The 24,960-nt window shown below is 64.4% G+C and carries 24 protein-coding genes; 10 read left to right on the forward strand and 14 right to left on the reverse strand.

The annotated features are described in order from the left end of the window. Positions 1-357: 357 nt before the first annotated feature. On the forward strand, positions 358-690 hold the full coding sequence (locus C404_RS35130) for a hypothetical protein (protein WP_021193410.1): 333 nt from the start codon (positions 358-360) through the stop codon (positions 688-690). Between the two features lie 11 nt (positions 691-701). Here C404_RS35130 and C404_RS35135 read toward each other — a convergent pair whose 3' ends face one another. From C404_RS35135 to C404_RS35145, 3 genes are all read right to left on the reverse strand, one after another. Continuing rightward, complete coding sequence (locus C404_RS35135; RefSeq protein WP_021193411.1) at positions 702-1,568, reverse strand: class I SAM-dependent methyltransferase; 867 nt, start codon at positions 1,566-1,568, stop codon at positions 702-704. 21 nt (positions 1,569-1,589) lie between these two features. Next, entirely contained in the window at positions 1,590-2,255 is a 666-nt protein-coding gene (locus tag C404_RS35140) for a glutathione S-transferase (RefSeq protein WP_021193412.1), read from the reverse strand. Positions 2,256-2,321: 66 nt separating this feature from the next. Next, on the reverse strand, positions 2,322-3,275 hold the full coding sequence (locus C404_RS35145) for a GlxA family transcriptional regulator (protein WP_021193413.1): 954 nt from the start codon (positions 3,273-3,275) through the stop codon (positions 2,322-2,324). An 89-nt stretch (positions 3,276-3,364) separates the two neighbouring features. Here C404_RS35145 and C404_RS35150 point away from each other — a divergent pair, with 89 nt between their 5' ends. From C404_RS35150 to C404_RS35175, 6 genes are all read left to right on the forward strand, one after another. Continuing rightward, on the forward strand, positions 3,365-4,627 hold the full coding sequence (locus C404_RS35150) for an MFS transporter (RefSeq protein ID WP_021193414.1): 1,263 nt from the start codon (positions 3,365-3,367) through the stop codon (positions 4,625-4,627). Between the two features lie 103 nt (positions 4,628-4,730). After that, positions 4,731-6,137 carry an alkaline phosphatase family protein gene (locus C404_RS35155; RefSeq protein ID WP_031328874.1) on the forward strand — a complete coding sequence of 469 codons (1,407 nt, stop codon included), beginning with the start codon at positions 4,731-4,733 and terminating at the stop codon, positions 6,135-6,137. Positions 6,138-6,211: 74 nt separating this feature from the next. Beyond that, entirely contained in the window at positions 6,212-6,556 is a 345-nt protein-coding gene (locus C404_RS35160; protein ID WP_031328875.1) for a hypothetical protein, read from the forward strand. 13 nt (positions 6,557-6,569) lie between these two features. Beyond that, positions 6,570-7,037 carry a GNAT family N-acetyltransferase gene (locus C404_RS35165; protein ID WP_031328876.1) on the forward strand — a complete coding sequence of 156 codons (468 nt, stop codon included), beginning with the start codon at positions 6,570-6,572 and terminating at the stop codon, positions 7,035-7,037. 168 nt (positions 7,038-7,205) lie between these two features. Next, the gene (locus C404_RS35170; RefSeq protein WP_021193418.1) at positions 7,206-8,753 is read left to right on the forward strand and encodes a methyl-accepting chemotaxis protein; all 1,548 of its coding nucleotides are present in this window, start codon (positions 7,206-7,208) and stop codon (positions 8,751-8,753) included. Positions 8,754-8,879: 126 nt separating this feature from the next. Beyond that, positions 8,880-10,316, forward strand: coding sequence for a M20/M25/M40 family metallo-hydrolase (locus C404_RS35175; protein WP_031328877.1), 1,437 nt, complete (start codon positions 8,880-8,882; stop codon positions 10,314-10,316). A gap of 317 nt (positions 10,317-10,633) precedes the next feature. Here the strand turns inward: C404_RS35175 and C404_RS35180 are convergent, their stop codons facing one another. Both C404_RS35180 and C404_RS35185 read right to left on the reverse strand, forming a co-directional pair. Continuing rightward, positions 10,634-11,398, reverse strand: coding sequence for an SDR family NAD(P)-dependent oxidoreductase (locus tag C404_RS35180; protein ID WP_021193420.1), 765 nt, complete (start codon positions 11,396-11,398; stop codon positions 10,634-10,636). A 124-nt stretch (positions 11,399-11,522) separates the two neighbouring features. Continuing rightward, entirely contained in the window at positions 11,523-12,107 is a 585-nt protein-coding gene (locus tag C404_RS35185) for a CGNR zinc finger domain-containing protein (protein WP_021193421.1), read from the reverse strand. A 147-nt stretch (positions 12,108-12,254) separates the two neighbouring features. Here C404_RS35185 and C404_RS35190 point away from each other — a divergent pair, with 147 nt between their 5' ends. Both C404_RS35190 and C404_RS35195 read left to right on the forward strand, forming a co-directional pair. Continuing rightward, positions 12,255-13,325, forward strand: a complete 1,071-nt coding sequence (locus C404_RS35190) for an NAD(P)H-dependent flavin oxidoreductase (protein ID WP_021193422.1) — start codon at positions 12,255-12,257, stop codon at positions 13,323-13,325. Between the two features lie 174 nt (positions 13,326-13,499). Continuing rightward, positions 13,500-14,408, forward strand: a complete 909-nt coding sequence (locus tag C404_RS35195) for an alpha/beta fold hydrolase (RefSeq protein WP_021193423.1) — start codon at positions 13,500-13,502, stop codon at positions 14,406-14,408. A 10-nt stretch (positions 14,409-14,418) separates the two neighbouring features. Here C404_RS35195 and C404_RS35200 read toward each other — a convergent pair whose 3' ends face one another. The 9 genes from C404_RS35200 to C404_RS35235 form a co-directional block, all read right to left on the reverse strand. Then, positions 14,419-15,336: a LysR family transcriptional regulator gene (locus tag C404_RS35200; protein WP_021193424.1), complete on the reverse strand. Its 918-nt coding sequence runs from the start codon at positions 15,334-15,336 to the stop codon at positions 14,419-14,421. 262 nt (positions 15,337-15,598) lie between these two features. Next, complete coding sequence (gene amaB, locus C404_RS35205) at positions 15,599-17,131, reverse strand: L-piperidine-6-carboxylate dehydrogenase (protein ID WP_031328878.1); 1,533 nt, start codon at positions 17,129-17,131, stop codon at positions 15,599-15,601. 57 nt (positions 17,132-17,188) lie between these two features. Then, positions 17,189-18,244, reverse strand: a complete 1,056-nt coding sequence (locus C404_RS35210; RefSeq protein WP_021193426.1) for an ABC transporter substrate-binding protein — start codon at positions 18,242-18,244, stop codon at positions 17,189-17,191. A gap of 36 nt (positions 18,245-18,280) precedes the next feature. Continuing rightward, positions 18,281-19,414, reverse strand: a complete 1,134-nt coding sequence (locus C404_RS35215) for an NAD(P)/FAD-dependent oxidoreductase (protein ID WP_021193427.1) — start codon at positions 19,412-19,414, stop codon at positions 18,281-18,283. After that, a complete protein-coding gene (locus C404_RS35220; protein WP_021193428.1) occupies positions 19,407-20,840 on the reverse strand; it encodes an FAD/NAD(P)-dependent oxidoreductase in 1,434 nt (477 codons plus the stop codon). The genes C404_RS35215 and C404_RS35220 overlap by 8 nt, the downstream gene beginning before the upstream one ends. After that, positions 20,834-21,166 (reverse strand): (2Fe-2S)-binding protein, encoded by a 333-nt coding sequence (locus C404_RS0129610; RefSeq protein ID WP_031328880.1) that lies wholly within the window; start codon positions 21,164-21,166, stop codon positions 20,834-20,836. Before C404_RS0129610 ends, C404_RS35220 begins: the two co-directional genes overlap by 7 nt. Positions 21,167-21,179: 13 nt before the next feature. Further along, positions 21,180-21,974 (reverse strand): ABC transporter permease, encoded by a 795-nt coding sequence (locus C404_RS35225; RefSeq protein ID WP_021193430.1) that lies wholly within the window; start codon positions 21,972-21,974, stop codon positions 21,180-21,182. A 9-nt stretch (positions 21,975-21,983) separates the two neighbouring features. Beyond that, positions 21,984-22,841: an ABC transporter permease gene (locus C404_RS35230; RefSeq protein WP_021193431.1), complete on the reverse strand. Its 858-nt coding sequence runs from the start codon at positions 22,839-22,841 to the stop codon at positions 21,984-21,986. Then, positions 22,838-23,899, reverse strand: a complete 1,062-nt coding sequence (locus C404_RS35235) for an ABC transporter ATP-binding protein (RefSeq protein WP_021193432.1) — start codon at positions 23,897-23,899, stop codon at positions 22,838-22,840. The genes C404_RS35230 and C404_RS35235 overlap by 4 nt, the downstream gene beginning before the upstream one ends. Before the next feature lie 200 nt (positions 23,900-24,099). Between C404_RS35235 and C404_RS35240 the strand changes: the two genes are divergently transcribed. Continuing rightward, entirely contained in the window at positions 24,100-24,942 is an 843-nt protein-coding gene (locus tag C404_RS35240; protein WP_021193433.1) for an IclR family transcriptional regulator, read from the forward strand. Positions 24,943-24,960: the final 18 nt, after the last annotated feature.

Genomic DNA, 24,960 nt, shown 5'->3' on the forward strand with positions numbered 1-24,960 from the left:
GAGAGAGGGTTTGCATTGGGATTGCGCGGCCGGAGATCGCTTTGCTTACGTTCGGCGCCGGGCCACGAGACGCATTTAAGACGGCGGACGTATCACGCACGTAGCGCCCAGCCCCCCTTTCTGTCAGGGCACGTATCGCGGTGGGCGGCAGATACAAACGCATACAAAGCGCCCCGTGAAGTGGCGGGGCGTTGGCATGGGTAAGGTGGGCAGGTGAGGCGTTTTGCGCCTCGGACCATCCGGCCGAACCACCCGGTATTTAGCCGTGTCGGCCGCAAAGAATCGGCTTCAAAGTTGGCGATTCCTTGATACGCTGGAACGGATTGGGCTCACGGGGCAACGGGTGAAGGAGTCGTCATGCAAGAGCTTGCCTTTCGCACCCTGCTGTATCGCTACTTCTTCTTTGGCTGGCTGTTCAAGGATGCCAGCCACGGCAACCTGTTCGAGCGTTCGGCTGCGTGGCGTTTCAACAAGGCACATGCGCACTGGCTGCTGGCCTATATGCGCCGCTGGCTCTGGTGTGGACTACTTTGTTATGCCCTGGGCGGTTTGGTTGAGCTGGGGCTCAAGACGCCCGGCTTGTCGGCGGTGTTCTACGTACCGAGTGCGCTCAGCGTGCCGATCAACATGGTGATCGGGGTGTTGTGGATCGGCCTGAAGGCGCTGCCGGGGCCTGTGCACGAACGATAGTCCGCACGCGGCTAGACCGTTGCAACGAGCAATTCCTCGGCGTTGTTCGGCGGGCGAAAACCATCGGTCCGGTTGGCAAAGTAGCGTTCGGTCAGCGCGGCTGCAGAAATGTGCTCCGCCTTGCTGAAACCGGCTTCACGGGCCAGAGACTGGATCTGCGGTGGCGTGAAGAAGCTGATGAAGGGCGTGCCGCTGGCCCGTGCACCTTTTTCGGCCATCTCCAGCCCGGGGCGCACGTCGGGGTCTGCCATTTCCAGCGGTAGCAGGAATGTCATCGCCAGCACTGACCCCGGCGCCAGCGTCGCCACTTCGCGCAGCGTGGCCGCATTCGCCTCTTTGGTGAGATACATGCTCACGCCCGTTGACACCGCAACGGCCGGCTTGCTCGCATCAAAGCCTGCCGCCGCAAGACCCGCCTGCCAGGACCCGCCCGCTTCGAAATCAACCGGCACAAAGCGCAGCCAATCGGGCACGCCAAAACCCAGTTCGATCAGGCGCTGGCGTTTCCATGCCTGCGGGTTGGGCTGGTCCACTTCAAACACCTTGAGGTGCGATGCAACATCCGGCCGGCGTTGCGCAAAGCTGTCGAGCCCCGCACCCAGGATGACGTACTGGCTCAGCCCCCGCGCAGCCTGCTCGACGACCAGGTCTTCAATAAAGCGCGCCCGCGCCACGATGGAGGCGCGAAAAGGGCGTGTGAACTCCGGATGCATGTCGCCGCGCTGCTGCCAGCCGGGCTCGGGGGCGAGCAGTTGCACGCCGACGTTGTCTTCCAGCACATGCGGCGGCGCGTCGACTTCAAGATGCAAGGCGCGCCACAGGGTGACGCGTGCTGCGGTACTGTCCGGTGCCAGATCCTGCATGTTGCTTGTGCTCATGCATGCCTCCGCGTAGGTGGATCAGGTGACCGGCTGAAACTCAGGGAACACGGCAGCGGCCTGCACGGGCTGTTTGGTCATGCAGACCTCGAACAGGCGGCTGCCCAACCAACTCCCCAGCCAAGCCTGCAGCGCCGGCATGGGCTGCGCTGCAAACCAATCCGGCTCCACCGCCGCAAACTGGCGCACGAACGGAAAGATCGCCAAGTCTGTCGCGCACGGTGTTGCGCCGCCAAGATACCGCTGCGCTTGTAACCGGGCTTCCAGCGGGGTCAGCAGTGTGGCCACGGCCTGCGCACGCACGGCCTCGCGCGGTTGCCCATCTTCCGGGTAGCGGTCGGGATACTTGTAGCGGTCGAGCAGGCGTTTGAAGTCGCCATCGTTGGTGCGCAGCAGCGTCAGGTTGTCGCCAGTCTGGGCACGGCTCCACCAGCCTTCGAGGTCGGGCGATTCGAGCGCCCAGCGCATGATGTCCAGGCTCTCTTCCAGCACGCTGCCATCGGGCAGATGCAGCACCGGCACCGTCCCCTTGGGCGACAGCGCAAGCAGCGCGGCGGGCTTGTCGCGCATGACGATTTCAAAGGTCTGGAAGCGCCGGTTGGCCTGCAGCATCGCCAAGCGTGCGCGCATGGCATACGGGCAGCGGCGGTAGCTGTAAAGCAGGGGCAGGGTGGTGTCGGTGGACATGGGGTGAGGCAAAAAACGTTGGCGCTGAGCGCGTTAGGGTAACGGGTTTGCTGTGACCAGCAAGTCTTACGCCGCCAGGCGCGAGCGCCCACCACGCCGCACGGACTGCGGCGGCTGCCCGAACACACGGATGAACGCGCGCCGCATGCGTTCCGGATCAGCAAAGCCGACGGCGCGGGCTACCTGTTCCAGGGATTCGTCACCAGATTCCACGCGTGGGCGGGCGGCTTCTGCGCGCAGCTTTTCGACCGCCTTGGCGGGCGTCTGGCCGGTCTCGGCCGCGAAGGCGCGATCAAACTGCCGGCGGCTCAGATGCGCCACTTCCGCCAGGCGATCCACATCGAGCGCCTCGTGCAGGTGCTCGCGCGCATAGCTCAACGCACGCGCAATGCGACTCGATGCCGGGTCCAGCTCCAGCAGCGCCGAAAACTGCGACTGCCCGCCCGGCCGCCGGTGATACACCACCAGCTCACGTGCCACCGCGCGGGAGACTTCAACGCCTAGGTCTTCTTCGATGAGCGCGAGTGCCAGGTCAATGCCAGACGAGATGCCGGCCGACGTCCACACCGGGCCGTCGTGGATGAAGATGTGATCGCTTTGCACCTGAACGTGCGGATAGCGCCGCTGCAATTGCGCGGCCACACGCCAGTGTGTGGTGGCGCGGCGGCCGTCCAGCAACCCAGCGGCGGCCAGCGCAAACGCGCCGGAGCACACGCTCGTCACGCGTCGTGAATGCTGCGCGGCTTCCTGCACGAACGCGATCAGCGCGGCAGAAAACGTGTCCTCACGTGGGCCGTTGCCGCCCGAAATGATGAGCGTGTCGAAGGCCGGGTCGTCCAGCTTATGCGTCTGCATGACGAGGCCGGGCGCGCTCTGCACCTGCGCGCCGTCTTCGGACAGCACGTCGATACGGTAGGCCGGTTGTGGCGCCAGGCGGTTGGCCACATCAAAGGCGGTCAGCGGGCCTGTGAAATCCAGCAGGCTGCAGCCCGGAAACACCAGAAAACCGATTCTGCGCATGATGTCTTGAAATGAGGGAATAACGTCATTTAGGCCTGATCTTCCTCCGCCAGACTGCGTCTGTCAAATGCACTGCTGGAGCGTCGATCATGACTACCGTCGCACTTTCGCCCGCTGGTTCCGCCCCCGTTTCACGCCATCACCGCTGGAAGGTGCTGGGCGTGGGCGTGGCCGCCAATGCCAGCTTTTCTGCCGCGTTTTCAGGCATCCCGACCACGGCGGTGTTCATCCGCTCGGCCTACCACCTGGGCAATGCCGAGCTGGGCATCGCGCTTGGGCTGCTGGGGCTGGGTATTGCCATCAGCGAGCTGCCGTGGGGCCTGCTGACCGACCGCTGGGGCGACCGTGCCGTGCTGCTGGCGGGTCTCGGGCTGACGGGGCTGGCCTTGCTGGTGATGGCGTGTTTCGTGGCCCCCATGCATGGCAGCGTGCCGCCGCTGACGTGGCTGGCGGCCGGCATGCTGAGCGTCGGCCTGCTGGGCGGCAGCGTGAATGGGTCCAGCGGCCGCGCGGTCATGGGTTGGTTTCGAGAGGGCGAACGCGGTCTCGCCATGAGCATCCGCCAGACTGCCGTGCCGCTGGGTGGTGGCATTGGTGCGCTGGTGTTGCCGAGCTTGGCCGCCCACGCTGGGTTTGCCGTGGTGTACGGCGTGCTGGCTGCGGCCTGTGCATTGACGGCGGTGCTGACGTGGCTGTGGGTGCGCGAGGCACCGGACATCGTCACCACCACCGCCAAGACCGCCGCCACCGGCACCGGACGTGGCCCGCTCGGCGACCCGATGCTCTGGCGCATGGCGCTGGCCATTGGCCTCCTCTGCGTGCCGCAAGGGGCGGTTGTTGCTTTCGCCACGGTGTTCCTGCGGGATTTTGCGCACGCCAACGTGCTGACGCTCAGCCTGACGATGGCAGCGGTGCAGGGTGGTGCGGCAGTCATGCGCGTGTGGAGCGGCCGCTGGACGGATCGCCATGGCAATCGCCGTGCTTACCTGCTGGCGTGCGCCCGGCTGAGTGTGGTGTTGTTCGTCGTGCTGGCCGGTGTGGCATGGGCCACGACTGCGGTGCCGATCGATCTGTCGATCATGCGTGTGGCATTGGTGGCGGCCATCGTAGTTGCCGGCATCAGTGTGTCGGCGTGGCATGGTGTGGGCTTTACCGAGATGGCGACGATGGCCGGTGTGCAGCGCGCCGGCACGGCATTGGGCCTGGGCAATACCGGCGCCTTTACCGCGCTCGGGGTGACGTCGCTGTGCCTGCCGCATGTGCTGGCGTGGTCGTCGTGGCCAGTGGTGTGGCTGGTGACGGCGGGCAGTGCGCTGATGGCGTTGCGGGTGCTGCCGGCGGTACAGAAGTAGGCACTGGCCCGACGACAGTCCCCTTCGTTTCTTCCTATAGTGAGCCGCAGGTCGCCCTGGCCTGGATATGGCGGCCGCCGCACAACGAGACGAGGGGGCCACCATGGCAGGCTTGAGCGTTATCCAGCACGTGGTCGTGCTGATGTTGGAAAACCGGTCATTCGACAACCTGTTCGGCACGCTCTACCCCAAGAGCGCCGAGTTTGACGGGCTCTCCGGCACCGAGACCAACCCCGACGGCAGCGGGGAGCCCATCCGCGTGTGGACCACGCCGGCGCCCCCCAACGTAATGACGCTGCCCAGCCCCGACCCGGGCGAGCTGTTCACCGACATTAACCAGCAACTCTTTGGCGCGCAGACCCCGCTGGGGCAGACGCCCGCCATGCAGGGTTTCACCACCAACTACGCCAAGAACGGCGGTGACCCGCGCAACATCATGCATTTCTTCACGTCGGACCAGGTGCCGGCGCTGTCCACGCTGGCACGCAACTACGCCGTGAGCGATGCGTGGTTTGCCTCCGCACCGTGCCAGACGTGGCCCAACCGCTTCTTCGTGCACACCGGCACGGCGCACGGTTATCCGAACAACTCGCCGGTGCACTTTCCGTATCTGATGCCGACGTTGTTCAACGCGCTTGACGGTGTAGTGCCGGACGACTGGCGTGTCTACTACCACGACTTTGCGCAGTCGCTCACGCTCACGCGGCTGTGGATGCATCTGGACCACTTCCACCTGTTCGACGATTTTCTGGACGATGCCGCCAACGGCAACTTGCCCTCGTACAGCTTTATCGAGCCGCGCTACTTTGCTGATCTCGACTGGCCCAATGACATGCACCCGCCGCACGATATCGGCTATGGCGATGCGCTGGTCGCCCAGGTGTACAACGCGCTGCGCACCTCGCCGCAGTGGCACCAGACCCTGCTGATCGTCACCTTTGACGAACATGGCGGCTGCTACGACCACGTGCCGCCACCGTCGGCCGTGCCGCCCAGCCCGCCGCAGCCGGGGCAGCTCTTTGCGTTTGACCGGCTGGGTGTGCGTGTGCCGGCGGTGGTGGTATCGCCGTGGATTCCCAAGGGCACGATCTTTCGCTCGACGGTGGCGCAGCCATACGACCACACCGCCATCATCAAGACGCTGCGCAACCGCTACAACATCCAGACACCGCTCACCGCACGCGATGCCAGTGCGCCGGATCTCGCCCAGGTGCTGGCGCTGGCCGCACCCGATGACAACCGGGACCCCGTCGTCGCCCGCACCATGGTTGCCGACCCGGCCGGCCTGCAGGCCGCGCGCAACGCACCGCTCAACGATTTCCAATGGGCCATGCACGAATCAGCGGCGATGCTGGCGCCGCTGGGCACGGGCATCAGCATTGATGACCACGTGCGCAATCTGTCGACCGATCAGCAACCGCCGGTGCCGGCGGCGCAGAACGCGCAGCAGGCGGCGCAGCACATCAAGGACGTGCTAGCGTCGATGGATTTGCCGTACGCCGGGCAGTAAGGTTGGCTTCATATTTTTGGAAAATCCCCGGGCATAATCGCCACGCCGATTTATGAATAAAAAAGGGGAGTATCGTGGCGACGATTCAGATTTCTGGTTTTCCGGCACTGGTTTGGGCGGCTGGATTTGTAGCTGTGGCAACCGTGCCGGTCTGGTTTGGCGCGCAAGCTGTTGGCGCGGATCGGGCGACGCTGCCGCGCTCCGCGGTGGCGTTGGTGCTTGCCCTGGCGGTGTGCTACCTGTCTTTGGCTGTCACTGGACCTGCCGCGTTTGTTATCGCGCCTCTCCTTTGCATGGCGGTTTTTAAATACATTCTGGATAGCTCGTTCCTGGGGGCGTTTCTCTTGTTGGTGGTTTCCGCCACAGGGCTATGGCTTGCAGGCAAGCTCTTTATGTCAGGTGTGACGTTGTCGGCTTGATCTTGCCTGCCGTATCGTGCTGATCCGTCCCTTCCGCCTTGGTGACGAACCCGCCCTGCACGCGGTCTTCCATTCCGCCGTGCATGAGATCGCTGCCGGACGCTACAGCCCGGTGCAGCTCGAAGCCTGGGCGCCCACTGACTACGACACCGTGCAGTGGGCCGAGCGCATCCGCCGTATCGAGCCCTTTGTGGCCGAGATCGATGGGCAGTCCGTGGGCTACGCCGATCTACAGGTGAACGGCTACATCGACCACTTCTTCGTGGCAGCTGCGCACGCACGGCAGGGTGTGGGGCAGCGTTTGATGAATCACATTCTTAGTCTGGCCGCGCAGCGTCGCCTGCCGCGCGTGCAGGCCCAGGTGAGTTTGTGTGCCGAAGCGTTTTTTGCCCGCAACGGGTTTGCGGTGATGGCACGCCAGACCGTCATGGTGTGCGGCGTGCCGCTGGACAATGCGTTGATGGTCCGGATGCAGTTCTGATTCACAGTTTCTTCACATTGGGCGACGCAAAGCTTTGCGTCGCATTGATGTTGTGACCGCGTCTTTCAGTGATTAAAGATCACTGATTATCTGTCGTTAGCTTGGTTGAAGTCGGTGCGGCTCAAGGCACCCCACAAAAGCAATCTCCCCAAGCAATCGACGGTAGATATGAAGACGCTCTCCATCAAAGCACGGCTGGCATTGGTGCTGTTTGTTCTGGCTGTATTCCTGGCGGGCGTCGGTGCGCTCGGTTTGTACGGCAACCTGCGCTCCAATGCAGCGCTCAAGGAAACCTATGGCAATCAGCTCGCATCGGCGCGGGCCGTGAGCCAGGCCATTGCGCGTGTGGGGCAGGCGCGTACCGCCCTGGATCGTGCCATCTATGAAACAGACGACGCCAAGATTGCACCGCTGGTGAGCGCCGCCGAGGATCGCTTCAAGGAGGGCCTGGCTGCCTGGAAGGCCTACAACGATCTGCCGTTCGCCACGGCTGAAGAAGAGCGCACCGCCGGCGAGGCGAAGGTTGCGCTCGAGGCGTTCATGAAGCAAGGCATGGAGCCGACGTTCGAGGCCTTCAAGCGTCATGATCTGGAAGCCGCCAAGCCGCTGGTGCTGGACAAGCTCTTTGCGCTCTCCACACCGTACCTGACCAAGCTGGAACGCCTCGATGCCATCCAGACCGAGGTCTCGGCTGCGGCGTACAAGGATGCGCAGTCTTTCTTCACCCAGTTGGTGTGGGAATTCCTGATCGTGATCGGGCTGGGTGTGGCGCTGGCGATCGGCTGCTATGTCGTGCTCTCGCGTGCCATCTCGCGCCCGCTGGAAGAGATGCTGGTGCACTTCCGCGAGATCGCCGCCGGCAATTTGACGACCGAGGTGCGCATCCACTCGCGTGACGAGATGGGTGTGCTGATGGAAGGCCTGCAGCAGATGCAGGCCAAGCTGAAGGAAACCGTGGTCACGGTGCGCCGTGGCAGCGAGTCGATTGCTTCGGCCACGCAGCAGATTGCCGCCGGCAACACGAACCTGTCGCAACGTACGGAAGAGCAGGCCAGCTCGCTGGAAGAAACCGCTTCCAGCATGGAAGAGCTGACCAGCATCGTGAAGCAGAATGCCGACAACGCCCGTCAGGCCAGCACGCTGGCGGTGAGCGCCTCCGAGATCGCCGTTCAGGGCGGTGCGGTGGTGCAGGACGTGGTGGCAACGATGGGCGAGATCAGCGAATCGTCGCGCAAGATCACCGACATCATCGCGGTGATCGAGGGCATCGCGTTCCAGACCAACATCCTGGCGCTGAATGCTGCAGTGGAAGCTGCGCGTGCGGGTGAACAAGGCCGCGGCTTTGCCGTGGTGGCCGGTGAAGTTCGCACGCTGGCACAGCGCAGCGCGGGTGCTGCCAAGGAAATCAAATCGCTGATCGAGGATTCCGCCACGCGTGTGGATTCGGGTTCGAACCTGGTGGCGCGTGCCGGCAAGACGATGGAAGAGATCGTCGTGGCAGTGAAGCGCGTGACCGACATCATGGGCGAGATCAGCGCGGGCTCGGCCGAGCAGAGCAGCGGTATCGAGCAGATCAACGAAGCCGTTACGCAGATGGACGACGTGACGCAGCAGAACGCCGCATTGGTTGAGCAGGCTGCCGCTGCCGCACAGGCGCTGGAAGAGCAGGCAGACGAGCTGCGCCGCGCTGTGGCGGTGTTTCGCGTGGCGATGTAACGCACCCTTTCCCAATGGTTTGCCCCGGCAGCAATCTGGCTGCTGCGGCGCTACACTGCGGGGTCGACCTTCGGGTCGGCCCCGCTTTTTTATGCGGTGCACTCATAACGATTATTCGGAGGTGTCATGCGTTTCCAGTGTCGTCGTGTTTCTGTTCGCGCTCTTGTGTCTGCTGCCGTACTGGCATGCAGCGCTGGGGCGATCGCTCAGACCATCCCCGCCAGCAAGCCCGCGCCCACCACGCTCACGCCCGAGCAGCAGCGCTACCACGACATCTACAAAGAGCTGGTCGAAATCAACACGACGCATTCGGCGGGTGACACCACCCAGGCCGCACGTGCCATGGAAAAGCGCCTGGCCGACGCGGGCTTTGCCGCTTCCGACATGCAAGTGATCGAGCCCTTCCCGAAGAAGGGCAACCTGGTGCTGCGCTACAAGGGCACCGGTGCGAAGCAGCCGATCCTGCTGCTGGCCCACATCGACGTGGTGGAAGCCAAGCGTGAGGATTGGAAGACCGATCCGTTCAAGCTGCAAGAGACCGATGGCTACTTCACCGCACGCGGTTCGATTGACGACAAGGCGATGGCGTCGGCGTTTGTCTCCGTGCTGGGGCAGCTCAAGCAGGAGGGCTTCAAGCCCTCGCGCGACATCATCCTGGCGCTGACCACCGACGAGGAACGTGGCGATGTGCCGAGCAACGGCGCGTACTGGATCGTCAACAACAAGCCCGAACTGGTGAAGGCCGAATTCGGTATCAACGAAGGCGGTGGCGGTGAATTGCGCGGCGGCAAGCCGGTGCTCCACCGCATTCAGGTGGCCGAGAAGATGTACACCACCTACGAGCTTGAAGTGCGTGATGTGGGCGGCCACAGCTCGGTGCCGACCAAGACGAACCCGGTGTATGCGCTGTCGGCGGCGCTGGACCGGCTGGGCGCGTATCAGTTTCCCGTGAAGCTGGCGGACGTGACGCAGACCTACTTCGCACGCAGCGCGCCGCTGGCCACGGGGCAACTGGCGGACGACATGCGCTCGGTCGGTACGGGCAAGCCGGATCAGGCGGCGATTGATCGCCTGTCGGCCATTCCGTTCTACAACGCGCAGTTGCGTACCACGTGTGTTGCCACCATGGTCAACGCTGGCCATGCGGAGAATGCGCTGCCGCAGTCGGCCAAGGCGACCGTCAACTGCCGCATCCTGCCGCATGACGATCCGGCCGACATTGATCGTCAGCTTAAACAGGTGATCGGTAACGACAAGATTGCCGTGCGCTACATCAACAAGCCGCTCGCGAGCCCGGCCTCGCCGCTCAATGGTGACTTGGTGAAGACGGTCGATGCGCTGACGCAGCAGACGTGGGGTGTGCCGGTGATTCCAGCCATGAGCACGGGGGCGACTGATAGCCGCTTCATGCGCAATGCTGGTATTCCGATGTATGGCGTGTCGGGTTTGTTTACCGAGCCGGCTGATCTGCGTACGCACGGTCTGGATGAGCGGATCGAGATTGCGCGGCTGTATGACGGGCGCGAGTTTTTGTATCGCCTCGTTAAGCAGTTGGCGGAGTGAGCGTTGGTGCCGCGCTTGTCCTGTGCAGGCGCGGCGAATTTGAATGCTTGTGGTGTATCCCTTGTTTCATCCCCTGCCGGGGCTGACTCACTTTCTTTGTCTTGCCAAAGAAAGTAAGCAAAGAAAGGCGCGCCCGATGCGGCGACCCCCTCCTTGAATTTATGTCGCAGGGAGGGAAGGGAGGCAAACTCGCTGCGCTCAGACAAGCCTCCCTTCTTTTTCCTCCCTGCAACAGAAATTCAAGGCGCCGCATAGGGCAGGTACGGCCAAACCGTCTGGGCGCATGGGCTCGGGGTATGGCCGTTTCAGTGGGCTTCTTAGATGAAGCCGCCGTCCGTCTTGAGTGTGCGGCCGGTGATCCAGCGTGCATCGTCTGAGGCGAGGAAGGCGATGGCATCTGCAATGTCCTCCGGCTCGGCCAGGCGGCCCAGCGGGGTCGATTCGCGCATGCGGTCTTTCACTTCATCGGGAATTGGCGCGGTCATGTCGGTGCGTGTGAGTGCCGGTGCCACCGCGTTGACGGTGATGTTGCGCGGCCCCAGTTCGATGGCAAAGGCGTGCGTAAGCCCGTCGACGGCTGCTTTGCTTGCGGCATACACCGCCAGCCCCGCCCGTGGCCGGTACACCAGGCTCGACGACACGTTCACGATGTGCCCGCCGCGCGCCGGCACGTGTGGCAGCACCGCCTGGGTGACGAGGATGACCGAGAAGGCGTTGGTGCGGAACTGCGCATCGAACGACGTCTGATCGATCTCCCCTACCGGCTGGCCTTCGAGGATGCCCGCGTTGTTGATGAGGATGTCGATGGGGCCAAAGGCTTCACGCACCGTGGTGACCATCGTGTTGACGGATGCCGCGTCGGCCACGTCGGCCTGCACGGCAATGGCTTCTGCACCGGTCTTGCGGATGGACGCGACTACGGCATTGGCCTCGCTGCTGTTGCTGCGATAGACCACGGCCACGCGAGCGCCATCGGCAGCCAGCCGACGTGCAACGGCTGCGCCGATGCCGCGCGAACCGCCGGTGACGATGGCCGTGCGGCCGGCCAGGCGCGGTGCGGCCGAGGATTGGGTTTGCGACATGGTGTTCTCCTGAAAGAGGGCAATGTTTCGGGAGAACAGGTTACGAACTGGCCGGCCTGCGCGCAGCCAGCACGGCAGCGACGCGGCGTTGCAGCATTGGAACGACCGGGGCCGAGGTGGACGATCAGCCTTGCTGGCGTTTGCGGTACTCCGCCACTTTGTGCCGATTGCCGCAGACCGCCATGCTGCACCACCGGCGTTTGTGCGACTTGGTGCGGTCGTAGAACCACAGCGTGCATTCCGGGTGTTCGCACACGCGCACGAGCTGGAAGTCACCTTCCGCCAGCAGGTGGGCGGCGGCTTCGGCCAGCGGGGCGAGGCGCTGTTCGACGGAATCGGTGGGGCGCAGGCGATCCACGCGCGGGGTGTCGCCATCCCATACCAGCACAGGGTGGCTGGGCGCTTGCCGCAGGAACACGTTGAGCGCATCCGCGCTTGCAGGGCGGCCGGCCTTGCGCGCCTCCACCAGCGTGCGGATCACCTCGCGCAGATGCCGCGCCACGGCTAGCAGCACGCCGGGCGGGTAGCCGCCGGCCAGCGGCTCCGTCAACCAGCCGGCTCGCACAAGCCAGTCGGAGACATCTTCGTCGGTCTGCCAGAAGTCGTGTGGCTGGCCGTCGACATTGGCGATGGTGTTGAGCATGTCGAGCACCGGATGGTCGGCGATCAGCATGGGTGCGTCAGGCGATGCGGCGGCGGGCTGGGACATGGGGTGAGTTTCGGCGTCAATGCTGCAATTGTAACCGTATATGGAAATTATTCCAGTTACATTGAGGAATGGGCCACCAGACCGGGATCGCGCGCAAAGTCAGCCGCATTACCATGTCTCCATCCAAGACCCTTGCTGGAGAAGATCATGAGCGCATGGCCTGATGCCCGCGTGCTGGCGTTGTTCAACATTGATGTGCCGATCGTGCTGGGGCCCATGGCTGGCGTGGGTGGTGTCGAGCTGGCGATTGCCGTGGCGCGTGCGGGCGGCCTGGGTTCAATCCCCTGCGCGATGCTGAGCGCAGACCAGATCCGTCAGCAGGTCGAGCAGTTTCGTGCGGCGGTACGCGGCCCGATCAACCTGAATTTCTTCTGCCACACGCCGCCGCAGCCTGATCCGGAGCGTGAGGCCAAGTGGCGTGCGCATCTGGCGCCGTACTACGCGGAGTTCGGCATTGACCTGAACACGCAGGCGCCGGCCGTCAACCGCGCACCGTTTGACGAAGCAACCTGTGCACTGGTTGAAGAGGTCAAGCCTGAAGTCGTGAGTTTCCACTTCGGCCTGCCGGCGCCCGACCTGCAGGCGCGCGTGAAGGCCACCGGCGCGAAGGTCATCGCTGCCGCCACGACGGTGGAAGAAGCGCGCTGGCTGGAAGCCCGCGGCGTGGACGCCATCATCGCCATGGGCAACGAGGCTGGCGGGCACCGCGGCATGTTCCTCACCACGTCTATCGAGTCTCAGGTCGGTACGTTTGCGCTGGTGCCACAGGTGGTGGATGCGGTGCGCGTGCCGGTGATTGCGGCGGGCGGTATTGGCGATGCACGGGGCGTGGTGGCGGCGTTCGCCCTGGGCGCATCGGCGGTACAGATCGGCACGGCTTACATGCTCTCGCCCGAAGCGAAGACGTCGGCCATCCATCGCGCCGCACTCAAGCGGGCCACGGATGCGGATACCGCCCTCACCAACGTGTTCACCGGTCGCCCGGCGCGCGGCATCGTCAACCGGTTGATGCGTGAAATTGGCCCGATGAGTACGTTTGCACCGGCCTTTCCGACGGCCGGTGGTTCGCTGGCACCGCTGCGCGCCAAGACCGAGCCGACCGGCTCGGGCGATTTCATCAACCTGTGGTCGGGCCAGGGCGCCCAACTGGCCACGGAAGACTCCGCCGAGGTCATCACACGCCGTATCGCCGCCCAGGCACTTGAGCGGCTCACCTGAGTTTTCCTGCTGTAGGAATCGCCACGCGGGCACGCCACACGGCGTGCCCGTTTTGTTTTGCATCACAGATCGGAATGCGACCAATGGGAAAATTTCATGTAACTTGAAAAATATAATTTCAATGGTTACATTGGCTGCGGTGCTGTTCCCCAAAATCTCACTAGGAGCCCTGTCATGAACGCCCCAGCCCACCCGGCCGATCTTGTTGCTGATGCCTATGCCCCCACCGCCGTCCGCCATCGCACGGCAGACGTTGGGGGTGTGCGCGTGTTCTACCGCGAGGCCGGCCCGGCCGATGCGCCCACCGTGCTGCTGTTGCATGGCTTCCCGAGTGCCTCGCACATGTTCCGAGACCTGATTCCGCAGTTGGCTGGGCGCTATCACGTGGTTGCGCCGGATCTGCCGGGCTTTGGTTTGACGCAGGCGCCGGAGGGTTTTCGCTACACCTTCGACAACCTTGCGCACGTGGTGGATGGCTTCACGCAAGCGATTGGCTTGTCGCGCTATGCGATCTACGTGTTCGACTACGGTGCGCCGACCGGCTGGCGCCTGGCGATGGCGCATCCGGAACGCATCACAGCCATCGTCACGCAAAACGGCAATGGCTATGAGGACGGCTTTAGTGAGGGCCCGTGGGCGCCAATCAAGGCCTACTGGGCCAACCCGGACGAAGCGCACCGCCGGGAGCTGCACATGCTGGTCTCCGACGAGATGACGCAATGGCAATACCTGAACGGTGTGCCCGATCCAACGCGTGTGGCACCGGATGGCTATCTGCTTGACCAGTACTTCCTGAGCCGTGCGGGCCAGCTCGACATCCAGATGGACTTGTTCCTGGACTACGCGAGCAACGTGGCGTTGTATCCGGCGCTGCACGCGTACTTTCGCGCGCACCGACCGCCGCTGCTGGCCGTGTGGGGCCGCAATGACGCCATCTTTATTCCGCCCGGTGCGGAGGCGTTCAAGCGCGACCTGCCGGATGCTGAAGTGCACTTTGTCGACAGCGGCCACTTTGCGCTGGAGACGCACCACGAGGAAATCGGTGCGCGCATGGTCGACTTTTTCGGCAGGGTGGTGAGGTAAGTGGCCGGTCTCAGTTGATCGGCTGCATGGTGGCTTCCTTGGCAAAACGCTCCCGCAGGAATGCCACCAGCGCCTTCACCGACGGCGGTACACCCGCGCGCGATGGGTACAGCGCATGCAGATCAGCCGGCTCGGGCGTCCAGCTTGGCAACACCGTCTGCAAGCGGCCATCAACCAGCGCCTCGTGGCAGCAGTGCTGCGGCAGGATGGCGAGGCCCAACCCGGCGATGGCCGCTTCGCGCAGCGCGATGATGTTGTCGGCGGCAAAGCGTGGCCGGACGGGCAGCGCCAGCCGATGGCCGCGCGCATCCAGCAGAACCCAGTCACGGCTGCGCGCAAGCGTGCCTTGGCCAAGGCACGGCAGGTTGTCGAGATCCGCCGGCGTGCTCGGCGCTTCCACACGCGCAAGCAGCGTGGGACTGCCCACCAGCACACGCGGCGAGACCGCCAGATGGCGCGCCACCACGTCGCGCGACGGCAACGGCCCGGTCGCCGCGCGAATGGCAACGTCAATGCGTTGCTCGATCAGGTCGACATAGGTGTTGGAGAGGTCCAGCTCGATGCGCAGCTTCGGGTGGGCTTCGGCAAACTCGGCCAGCCAGCCGGCGAGCAAGGTCTCGGCCAGCAGCGGTGATGTGCCCACGCGCAGGACCCCCGCAGGCTCGCTGCGCGCTGCACCCGCCAGTGCTTCGATGGCCGCCGACGCATCGGCCATGTCGCGCGCATGCCGGTACACCGCTTCGCCCACCGGCGTGACGGACACGCGATGGCTGGAACGTTGCAGCAGGCGCGTGCCGAGCTGCGTTTCCAGTTCGGCAATGCGGCGGCTGAGGCGTGACTTGGGGATGCCCGTGGCGCGCTCGGCGGCGGAAAAGCCACCGGCTTCTACCACGCGTGTGAAGAGGTACAGGTCGTCGAAGCGCTTCATGTGAGTGCGGTGTTGCAGTCGACCTGCATTGAAGCACAGGACAGCGATTGCGAACGTCCTGTCACCGGCGTGCGGGCTGCGGGCGTATTGCCTGCGCAGTCGGTGCGATCCACCCTGTTACGGGGCCGAAGGCGCGATCTTGCGCCAACACCTGAAGTGCATGCCGGCGGTTTCATGGAACGCTTTCAGACGCGTCCCCCCCGCGCTGAGCGGCAGGGCGGCGGCGAGGTTCGACAGAACCGACCTCGTCGCCGCCTGGTCGTCACACGTCGAACCGCACGCCCTGCGCCAGCGGCAGCGCGCCGCTGTAGTTGATGGTGTTGGTGGCGCGGCGCATGTAGCCCTTCCAGGCGTCTGAGCCGGATTCCCGGCCGCCGCCGGTTTCCTTCTCGCCGCCAAATGCGCCGCCGATCTCGGCGCCCGATGTGCCGATGTTGACGTTGGCAATGCCGCAGTCGCTGCCTGCCGACGACATGAAGCGCTCGGCATCGGTCAGGCTGCCCGTGAAGATGGCCGATGACAGCCCTTGCGGCACACCGTTCTGGATCGCGATCGCCTCGTCGGTGTCGCCGTCGTACACCACCACGTACAGGATGGGCGCGAAGGTCTCGCTTTGCATCACGTGGGTCGGCTTGGGCATCTTGACCAGCGCGGGGCGCACGTACCAGGCATCGGCACCGAGTTCTTCATGCACGCGTTCACCGCCGAGCACCGTGCCGCCTTCAGCGCGTGCCTGTGCCAGCGCCTGTTGCATGGCATGGAAAGCGGCCTGGTCGATCAGCGGGCCAACCAGGGTGCCGTCGGCCAGCGGGTCACCAATGGCAATGCTCTGGTAGATCTTTTCCAGGCGCGCCAGCAGCGTGTCGGCCACCGAGCGGTGCACGATCAGGCGGCGCAATGAGGTGCAGCGCTGGCCTGCCGTACCGACTGCGGCAAAGGTGATCGCGCGGGCCGCCAGTTCCAGATCGGCCGAGGGTGTGACGATCATCGCGTTGTTGCCGCCCAGCTCCAGAATCGAACGGCCAAAGCGCTCCGCCACCTTCACGCCAACCTGACGGCCCATGTGGGTCGAGCCCGTGGCGCTGACCACCGGCACAAGGTGGCTGGCCACCAGCGCCTCGCCCACGTCGCGCCCGCCGATCAGCAGTTGGCTCAGTCCCGCAGGGATGGCGTCCGGCTTCTCCGCATTGAATGCATCCACCACCTGTTGCATCAGGTGCTGGCACGCAATGGCGGTCAGCGGTGTCTTCTCTGACGGTTTCCAGACGATGGCATTGCCGCACACCAGGGCGAGCGCAGCGTTCCACGACCACACCGCCACGGGGAAGTTGAACGCCGAGATGATGCCCACCACGCCCATCGGGTGCCAGGTCTCCATCATGCGGTGCCCGGGCCGCTCGCTGGCGATGGTCAGGCCGTGCAGTTGCCGCGACAGGCCGACCGCGAAATCGCAGATGTCGATCATCTCCTGCACTTCGCCCAGGCCTTCAGAGGCGATCTTGCCTGCCTCCAGCGATACGAGTTCGCCCAACGCTGCCTTGTGCGTGCGCAGCACCTCGCCCAGTCGGCGCACCAGCTCACCGCGCACCGGAGCGGGCACGGCACGCCATGTCAGATACGCCGTGTGCGCGTTCTGAATGGCGGCCTGCGCTTGCTCGGCGGTGTGCGATTTGACGCGGGCCAATACGGAACCGTCACGTGGGGCGCGGCTCGTCCAGTCCGTGCCTTCGTAGGCCTTCAAGTCCAGGCCTAGGGCGTTTAGTACCGTTTGCAATCGTGTGCGGGAATCTGCCATACATCCATCCTTACTGTTCTTTCGTGTTCAACTGATCAGTGTGCGCTTGCCGGGCGATCAACGCTCGACCACGCGGTTCCAGCGCTTGCTCCACTCCGGGCGCTCGGCGTTGATGACATCCCAGTCCAGCGCGACGGCCGTCTTGAGAATGCCGTTCATCTTGTTCTGCTCTTCCGCAGCCTTGCCCTTGAGCGGTGCTTTCGGATTGACTGGATTGTAGGAGCCGTTTTCCATGGCGAGCGCCTGTGCCTCGGGGCTGATCAGGTAGTCCGCCAGCTTCTGCGCGAGATCGGCATCGGGGTTGTTGGCCAGCACGCACTGTGCGGTCAGCAGAACGACGGCGCCTTCTTTGGGCGCGACAAACTCCATCGGAATGCCCTTGGACTTCATCAGCTCAACCTGCGTGAGCGTGTACGGAAACAATGCTGCATCGCCTGCCTGCATCATCTCCACCACCTTCGACGAGTTGGGGATGTACTCGATCACATTCGGGCCGATGGTGGTGGGCCATGCCTTGAATGCCGGATCGACGTTCTTTTCCGTGCCCCCCTTGAGCCGGTTGAACATCAGGAAGGCGTCCAGCCCAAACGACGATGCCGGCATGGACTGCACCACCACCTTGCCCTTGTATTTCGGGTCAGCCAGGTCGCCCCACGAGGTGGGCGGTGTCCAGCCCTTGTCGGCAAAGATCTTGGTGCTGTAGGCGAGACCCGTCAGCCCCATGGAGAGACCCACGGCGTAATCGCCCTTGAGGTGGGCAATGGCAGGCACGGCCGACAGGTTGGCCGAAGGCTTGAGTTTCTCGCACAGCCCCATGCCGATGGCGCGGAACATGACGCCGTCATCCAGCGTCATCACGTGCATCTGCGCTTTGCCCTTGGTGGCCTGCGCCTTGGCGAGGATGTCGGTCGAGGTGCCGGGCACGACGACCACCTTGACGTTGTTGGCCTTCTCGAACGGCGGGAACACGAACTGCGTGTAGGTGCGTTCCATGTTGCCGCCGTTCATGCCGATGTACAGCGTCTTGGTCTCTGCGTGGGTGATGCCAGCGGCAAGTAGCGCAGCACCGGCAGCCGCTGCAACGAACGATGTTTTCGCGTGTTTCACAAGCATGGTGATCTCCTGGGGCATCAAGTGCATCAAGCTGCATCAAGCGTCGGGATGCAGAAAACGTTGGATGGAAAAGGGTTCGATCGGCGTACTGGTGCGGCCCTCGGCAATCAACTCGGCCATGACATCGCCCACACCCGGGCCAAGCTGGAAGCCAGCACCGGCAAAGCCAAAGGCATGGAACAGGCCGGGGCGACGGGCGCTGGCGCCGATCACGGGTTGGTCATCGGGCAGGTTGCCTTCCGTACCGCTCCAGGTGCGGATGATGTGTGCGCCCTTGAGTTGCGGTAGGAGGGCAGCCAATTGCGGCAACTGGCGCAGGATGGCCACGTGCGATGACCGCGCGCGTTGATCATCGAGCAGGTAGCCGCGCCCGCCGCCGAATACCACGTTGCCGCGCCGCACTTGGCGGCAGTAGATGCCACCGCCTTCCACGCCCAGGCTCCACGGCAGGAAGAAGGGCAACGGTTCGGTCACGCCCATGGTGGGCGGGATGGTGAACATGGGCACCGGCTCGCCCCATTGCGCCGCAAACTGCGCGGCCCATGCACCGGCGCAGTTGACCAGGGTGGGGGCCTTGATCTCCAGGTCACGATCATGCTGGCGCGCGTGTACGACGAAGCGTGCGCCGTCGTGCTCGACCGACAGCACCGGCGCATGCTCGCGCACATCGGCGCCAGCAGCCTGCGCGGCACGGGCAAACGCGGGAGACAGCAGACGCGGATTGGCCTGCCCATCCCCCGGGCACAATGAGCCGCCGACAATCTGGTCGCCCCCCATTGGAAAATACTTCTGCAGTGCGGCCCGGCCCTCGATCAATTGCAGGCCCAGCCCGAAGCCCTGACTGCGCTCGGCATAGTCGGCCAGCGATTCCATATCCGCGATGCTGCGGGCGATCTTGAAGTGTCCGCTGCGTTCGTATTCCGCCTCGGTGCCGATCAACTCAGTGAGGCGCCCCCAGATCTGGTGCGCGCGTTGCGCCAGCGGCAATTGCTCGATAGCGCGACCCTGGCGCCGCACGCCGCCGAAGTTGACGCCGCTGGAGCGCGAGCCGCACAGGTCGCGCTCCAGCAGCGTGACCGTCAGCCCACGCTGGCGCAGGAACAGCGCAGTGGCGCTGCCCATGATGCCGCCGCCGATGATGGCCACGTCGCACGCAAGTTGCTCACGCATGCTCGTCCTCCGCGGCAGTCACATCCAGCGGTAGTGGTTTGATCGGCGCCTGACCGCGCAGGCGGCCCACCTGGGCCAGCGGTACGGAGCGTACGTGCGCCAGGATTTCCGCTGCCGCAGCACCACACATACGGCCCTGGCAACGGCCCATGCCCACCCGGCACAGCGCCTTGAGGCGGTTCAGTTCATGCGCACCGCATTCGTTGGCCGTCTGGCGCAGTGTGCCGGCAGTGACGTTCTCACAGCGGCACACGACCAGATCGTCGCTGGCGTGCGCAGCCCAATCTTCGGGAAAGGGGAACGCCGTTTCCAGCGCGTGGCGGAATCGCTCGATCTTTTGCAAACGCGTTTGCAGACTGCGTACGCGGTCGGTATCGATAGCGACTTGCCGATCCTGCAGCAGCGCCATTGCCGCCAGCGCGCCCGAAGACTCGGCGGCATCGGCGCCCATGATGCCCGCGCCATCGCCCGCCAGGTACACGCCCGCCACCGAGCTGCGCCGCATCGCGTCGATGCGGGGCACGTGGCAGCGGTGCAGCGTGGAGAACTCGAACGTGCAGCCCAGCAGATCGGCCAGTTGGGTTTCGGGCCGCAAGGCGTAACCGATGCCCACGGCGGTGCACGCGGTGCGCTGTTCTCGGCCGGCGCTGTCTTGCCACACGAGTTGTTTCACCGCCGTATCGCCCTCGGCACGTAGCAGCCGCACACCGTGGTGCATGGGAATGCCGTGCAGTTTGAACCAGGCGACCAGTGCCATGCCCTTGGCCATGACGGCGGGCTGGCCCAGCATGGCCGGCGCAGCCTTGTAGCGCGCGGTAGCGGGTGCGGTGTCGAGGACCGCCACCACGTTCGCCCCGGCCTTGGCGTATTGGCTGGCCACCAGATACAGCAGGGGCCCCGTGCCGGCAAACACCACGGCATCGCCAATCGCGCAGCCTTGGTACTTGAGCGCGACCTGCGCGCCGCCCAGCGTGTAGACCCCCGGTAGCGTCCAACCCGGCATGGGCAGTACGCGGTCGGTGGCGCCGGTGGCTACGATCGCGTCGCGCCAGGCAAGGCTGCTGATGCCGCGCGTGGGCACGTGCAGCAGGTCGAGCAGATCGGGCTGCGCATTCCACACCAGCGTTTGCGGGTGATAGTCGATCTGTGGCAGAAGTCGGTCGAAGGTGGCGTGCACGGCCTGCGCCCGCGCGGCCTCGGTGCCATACAGTTCTGCAGCGGTGCGGCCAAAGCCATCGGGTTGCCGACGGTAGATCTGGCCGCCAGCGCGTGGCGCTTCGTCCAGCACGATGGGTTTGAGGCCGTGCGCCAGCAAGGTTTCGGCGGCGCGCACGCCGGCGGGCCCGGCGCCGATGATGACGGGCGGCAAATCGTGCTGGCTCTGACGCTGCAACGTGGGCGCGGCGGGCGCAGTCGTCGTCAGCATTGCGTGGCTCCCTCGCTGCCGGCCGACTGCGTGCAGATATGCATGCCCGGTTCGATCATGGTCTGGCAGGCGCGCAGTGATCGGCCATCGGCCAGGCGTACCCAGCAGTCCTGGCAAGCACCCATCAGGCAGAAGCCGGCACGCGGCTGCTGACTGAATTCATTGATGCGCAATTGGCGTGCTTGTGTGAGCACCGCCGTCAATACGGTGTCGCCGGCCAGTGCTTCGGCGGGCTGACCATCCAGCACGAAAGCCACTGTGGGGCGGTTGCGTTCCTTGAGGCGCTGGAGTTGCGCAACTGCTATTGGTCTTGCAGGAGCATTCATCGTGGTCTCTGTCTCAATGCTTGCCGATCAGGATGCGGTCCAGGCCGTAGACCCTGTCCAGCAACAGCATCAGCGCCAGCGTGAGGAAGACGATCAGCGCCGAGACGGCGGCCATCATCGGGTCGAGCGATTCGGTGGCGTACATGTACATGCGCACGGGCAGCGTGACGGTGGCGGGCGACACCACAAAGATGGACATCGTCAGTTCATCAAAGCTGTTGATGAAGGCCAGCAGCCACCCACCGGTGATGCCCGGCAGGATCATCGGCAGCGTCATGCGGCGGAACACGGTGAAGCCGCTGGCGCCCAGTGAGTAGGCCGCATGTTCCACCCAGTGGTCGAAGCCCACGAGCGCGGCCATCACCAGCCGCATCGTGTAGGGCGTGACGATGAGTGCGTGCGCGAAGATCAGCCAGCCGAAACTGCCTTGCCCGCCCACCAGTGAAAACATGCGCAGCAGCGCCACGCCCAGCACGAGGTGCGGAATGATCAGCGGCGACAGAAACAGCCCCTGCAGAAACTGCAGCCCCGGCGCCCGCGAGCGGACGATCGCCATGGCTGCCGGCACCGCCAGCACCGTGGAGATGGTGGCAGCCGCCACACCCAGCCACAGGCTGTTCCAGAACGACTGCACAAAATCTGGGTGATGCAGCACCTGATCAAACCAGCGCAGCGAGAGATGGCTGGTCGGCAGCGTGAGCGTTTCCTCCGGGGTGAAGGCGACGATGCACACGATCACCAGCGGCGCCAGCATGAAAGTGATGACGAGCGCGTTGAAAGCGAGCGCGAGGGGTCCGTTCTTTTGCATGTGCGCCCCTCAGCCCAGTGTCTTCTTGTAGCGGCTTTCGATCATGCGGTTCCAGCCCAGCATGATGACCAGATTGGCCGCCAGCAGAATCAGCGCGATGGCCGCACCTAGCGGCCAGTTGAGCTCGTTCAGGTACTCGTCGTAGATGAGTGTGGCCACCATCTTTACGCGGCGCCCGCCCAGCAGGCCCGGGATGGCGAACGAGCTGGCCGACAGACCAAACACGATCAGACTGCCCGACAGAATGCCCGGCATGACCTGCGGCAGCACCACGCGGCGCAAGGTGGTGAAGTGCGATGCGGACAGCGAGAGCGCGGCGTTCTCCACCCACGGGTCGAGCTTCTGCAGCGACGTCCACACGGGAATCACCATGAAGGGCAGCATCACGTGCACCAGGGCAATCACGATGGCTGTCTCGTTGTACAGCAGCTTGATCGGGCCGATACCGATGGCTTTAAACACGCTGTTGATCAGGCCTTCGGGCCCGAGCAGCATGCTCCAGCCAAACGCGCGCACCACTACCGAGATCAGCAGCGGCGCCAGGATGACCAGCAGAAAGATCGAGCGCCAGGGCTTGCCCATGCGGCTCAGGATGTAGGCCTCCGGCGCACCGACCAGAATGCACACCACCGTCACCAGTGCGGAGATCCGCAGCGTGCGCCAGAAGATCTCGTAGTAGTACGGGTCCTGCACCACATGCAGGTAGTGCGCGAACGTGAAGGTGCCCGCGATGGGCCCCTTATCGGCATCAAAGGCGTTGAAGGACAGCACCGCGCTCAACGCCAATGGCACGAGCAGCATCACGGTGAACAGGGCCAGCGCGGGGCCCGTCATGCTCAGCGGCACCCAGTTGAATCGGCGGATCATGCGGCCTCCCCGGCGCCGATCACCCGCACATAACGGTCCTGCCAATCCACGCCCACGGTCTGACCGACATCGCACGGCGCGCCGCCGTCGTTGACGGCCGACACCAGTAACGCGCCCAGCGGGGTATCGACGGTGTACATCCACTGATTGCCGAGGAAGAAGCGTTCGGTCACGCGGCCCTCGCAGCGGCCGGTGCCGTCGGCGGTGCAGGTCATCTTTTCAGGGCGCAGCGCCAGCACGACGGAGTTGCTGGCAGGGGTGCCCGGCGGCAACGCCACCTGAACCGACCCGACGGTCGCGCGGATCTCGCCATCACTGCCCGACACCACCGCGGCATGCAGCAGATTGGCCTTGCCGACAAAAGTGGAGATGAACGCATTGCGCGGGTGCTCGTACACGGCGAGCGGCGTATCCACCTGCGTGATGCGCCCGGCTTCCATGACGACCACGCGGTCGCTGATCGACATGGCCTCGGCCTGATCGTGCGTGACCATGATGGTGGTCGTGCCCACCTTGCGCTGGATCTCGCGCAGCTCGAACTGCATCTCTTCGCGCAGTTTGGCGTCCAGGTTGGACAGCGGCTCGTCCAGCAGCAGCACCGGCGGTTTGATGACCAGCGCCCGTGCCAGCGCAACGCGCTGGCGCTGGCCGCCGGAGAGCTCGCGCGGATAGCGGTCGACGTGCTTGTCCAGATGTACGAGCGCCAGCGTCTGCATGGCGCGCTCGCGGCGTTCGGCCGGCGGGCACTTGCGCATCTCCAGGCCGAATTCCACGTTCTCGCGCACCGTCATGTGCGGGAACAGCGCGTAGGTCTGGAACACGATGCCCAGGCCGCGTGCGTTGGCCTTGGCGCGCGTGATGTTCTTGCCGTCCAGCTCGATCGTGCCGGCGGACACCTCTGCAAAGCCCGCAATCATCTGCAGGGTCGTGGTCTTGCCGCAACCCGAGGGGCCGAGCAGCGAGACGAACTCGCCCTTGTGCACCTCCAGGTTGAAGTCTTGAACCACACGGAGGTCGCCGTACTGCTTGGAGACATGGTTGAGGCGCAGAAAACTCATCGGTCATCCTTTGCGACGGGGCCTTAGTTCTGGGTCCTGAGGCCGCATTCTTTGTCTGAAGAATATGGATATGCTATTGCAATGCACGTGCCAAGACATTGGGTTTGCGTAGGTGTATACGCTGTAAACGGAATATTTCTCTAATTTATTCCGATCAACGGAATACAATCGATCAACCTAATTCGCTCCATTCCAGCTTCATGGCTTCTGATTTCGAAGACGACGCGCATCAGCGCAGCGCCATGCACCGCACCTTCCAGATCCTGCGCACCATGGCGGAGCAGCAGCACCAAGGTGTGCGTGTCACCTACCTGGCCAAGACGCTGGGCATGACCCCCGCCACGACGCACCGCCTGTTGCAGGGCCTGACGCAGGAAGGCATGGTCGAGCAGGATCAGCAGAACAAGCTGTACCGGCTGAGCCTGGACTTGTTCTGCCTGGCAGCCCAGGCAGGCACGGTGAACGATCTGCGCGCGGTGGCGCGGCCGGCCTTGCTGCGCCTGAATGCCAGCCTGGGCGACACGGTGTTGCTGTTGGTGCGTTCGGGCTTCGATGCGGTGTGCCTCGACCGCGTGGAAGGCCAGTACCCCATTCGCACCTTTACGGGCGATGTGGGCGGCCGGATCGAACTGGGCGTGGGCCAGGGGGCGATGGTGATCCTGGCGCACCTGCCCGAGGCAGAGCAGGAGGAGGTGCTGCGCTACAACCTGCCGCGCATCCGGCACTACAGCGTGTACGACGAGGTCTACCTACGCTCCGAAGTCAGAAAAGCCCGCGAACAGGGCTACAGCGCCAAGACGGATGGGTTGCTCGAAGGCATGGCCGGCATTGCCGTGCCGGTGTTCGATCGCAACGGCAACGTGGTTGCAGCGCTATCGGTCGGCACGCTGGTCAACCGCCTGAGCGCCGACCGCCTGCCCATCGTGGTCGACATGCTGCTGCGCGAGGCCAACCGGCTGACCACGCAGATCAATCCGTTTGATCCGACGCTGCGCCGCCCCATGCATTCCATGGCGGTGAGCGACGCTTATCGTGCGATCTGAGGCGCCATCGGATCCGTC

Source organism: Ralstonia sp. AU12-08 (assembly GCF_000442475.1).
Lineage (GTDB): Bacteria > Pseudomonadota > Gammaproteobacteria > Burkholderiales > Burkholderiaceae > Ralstonia > Ralstonia insidiosa.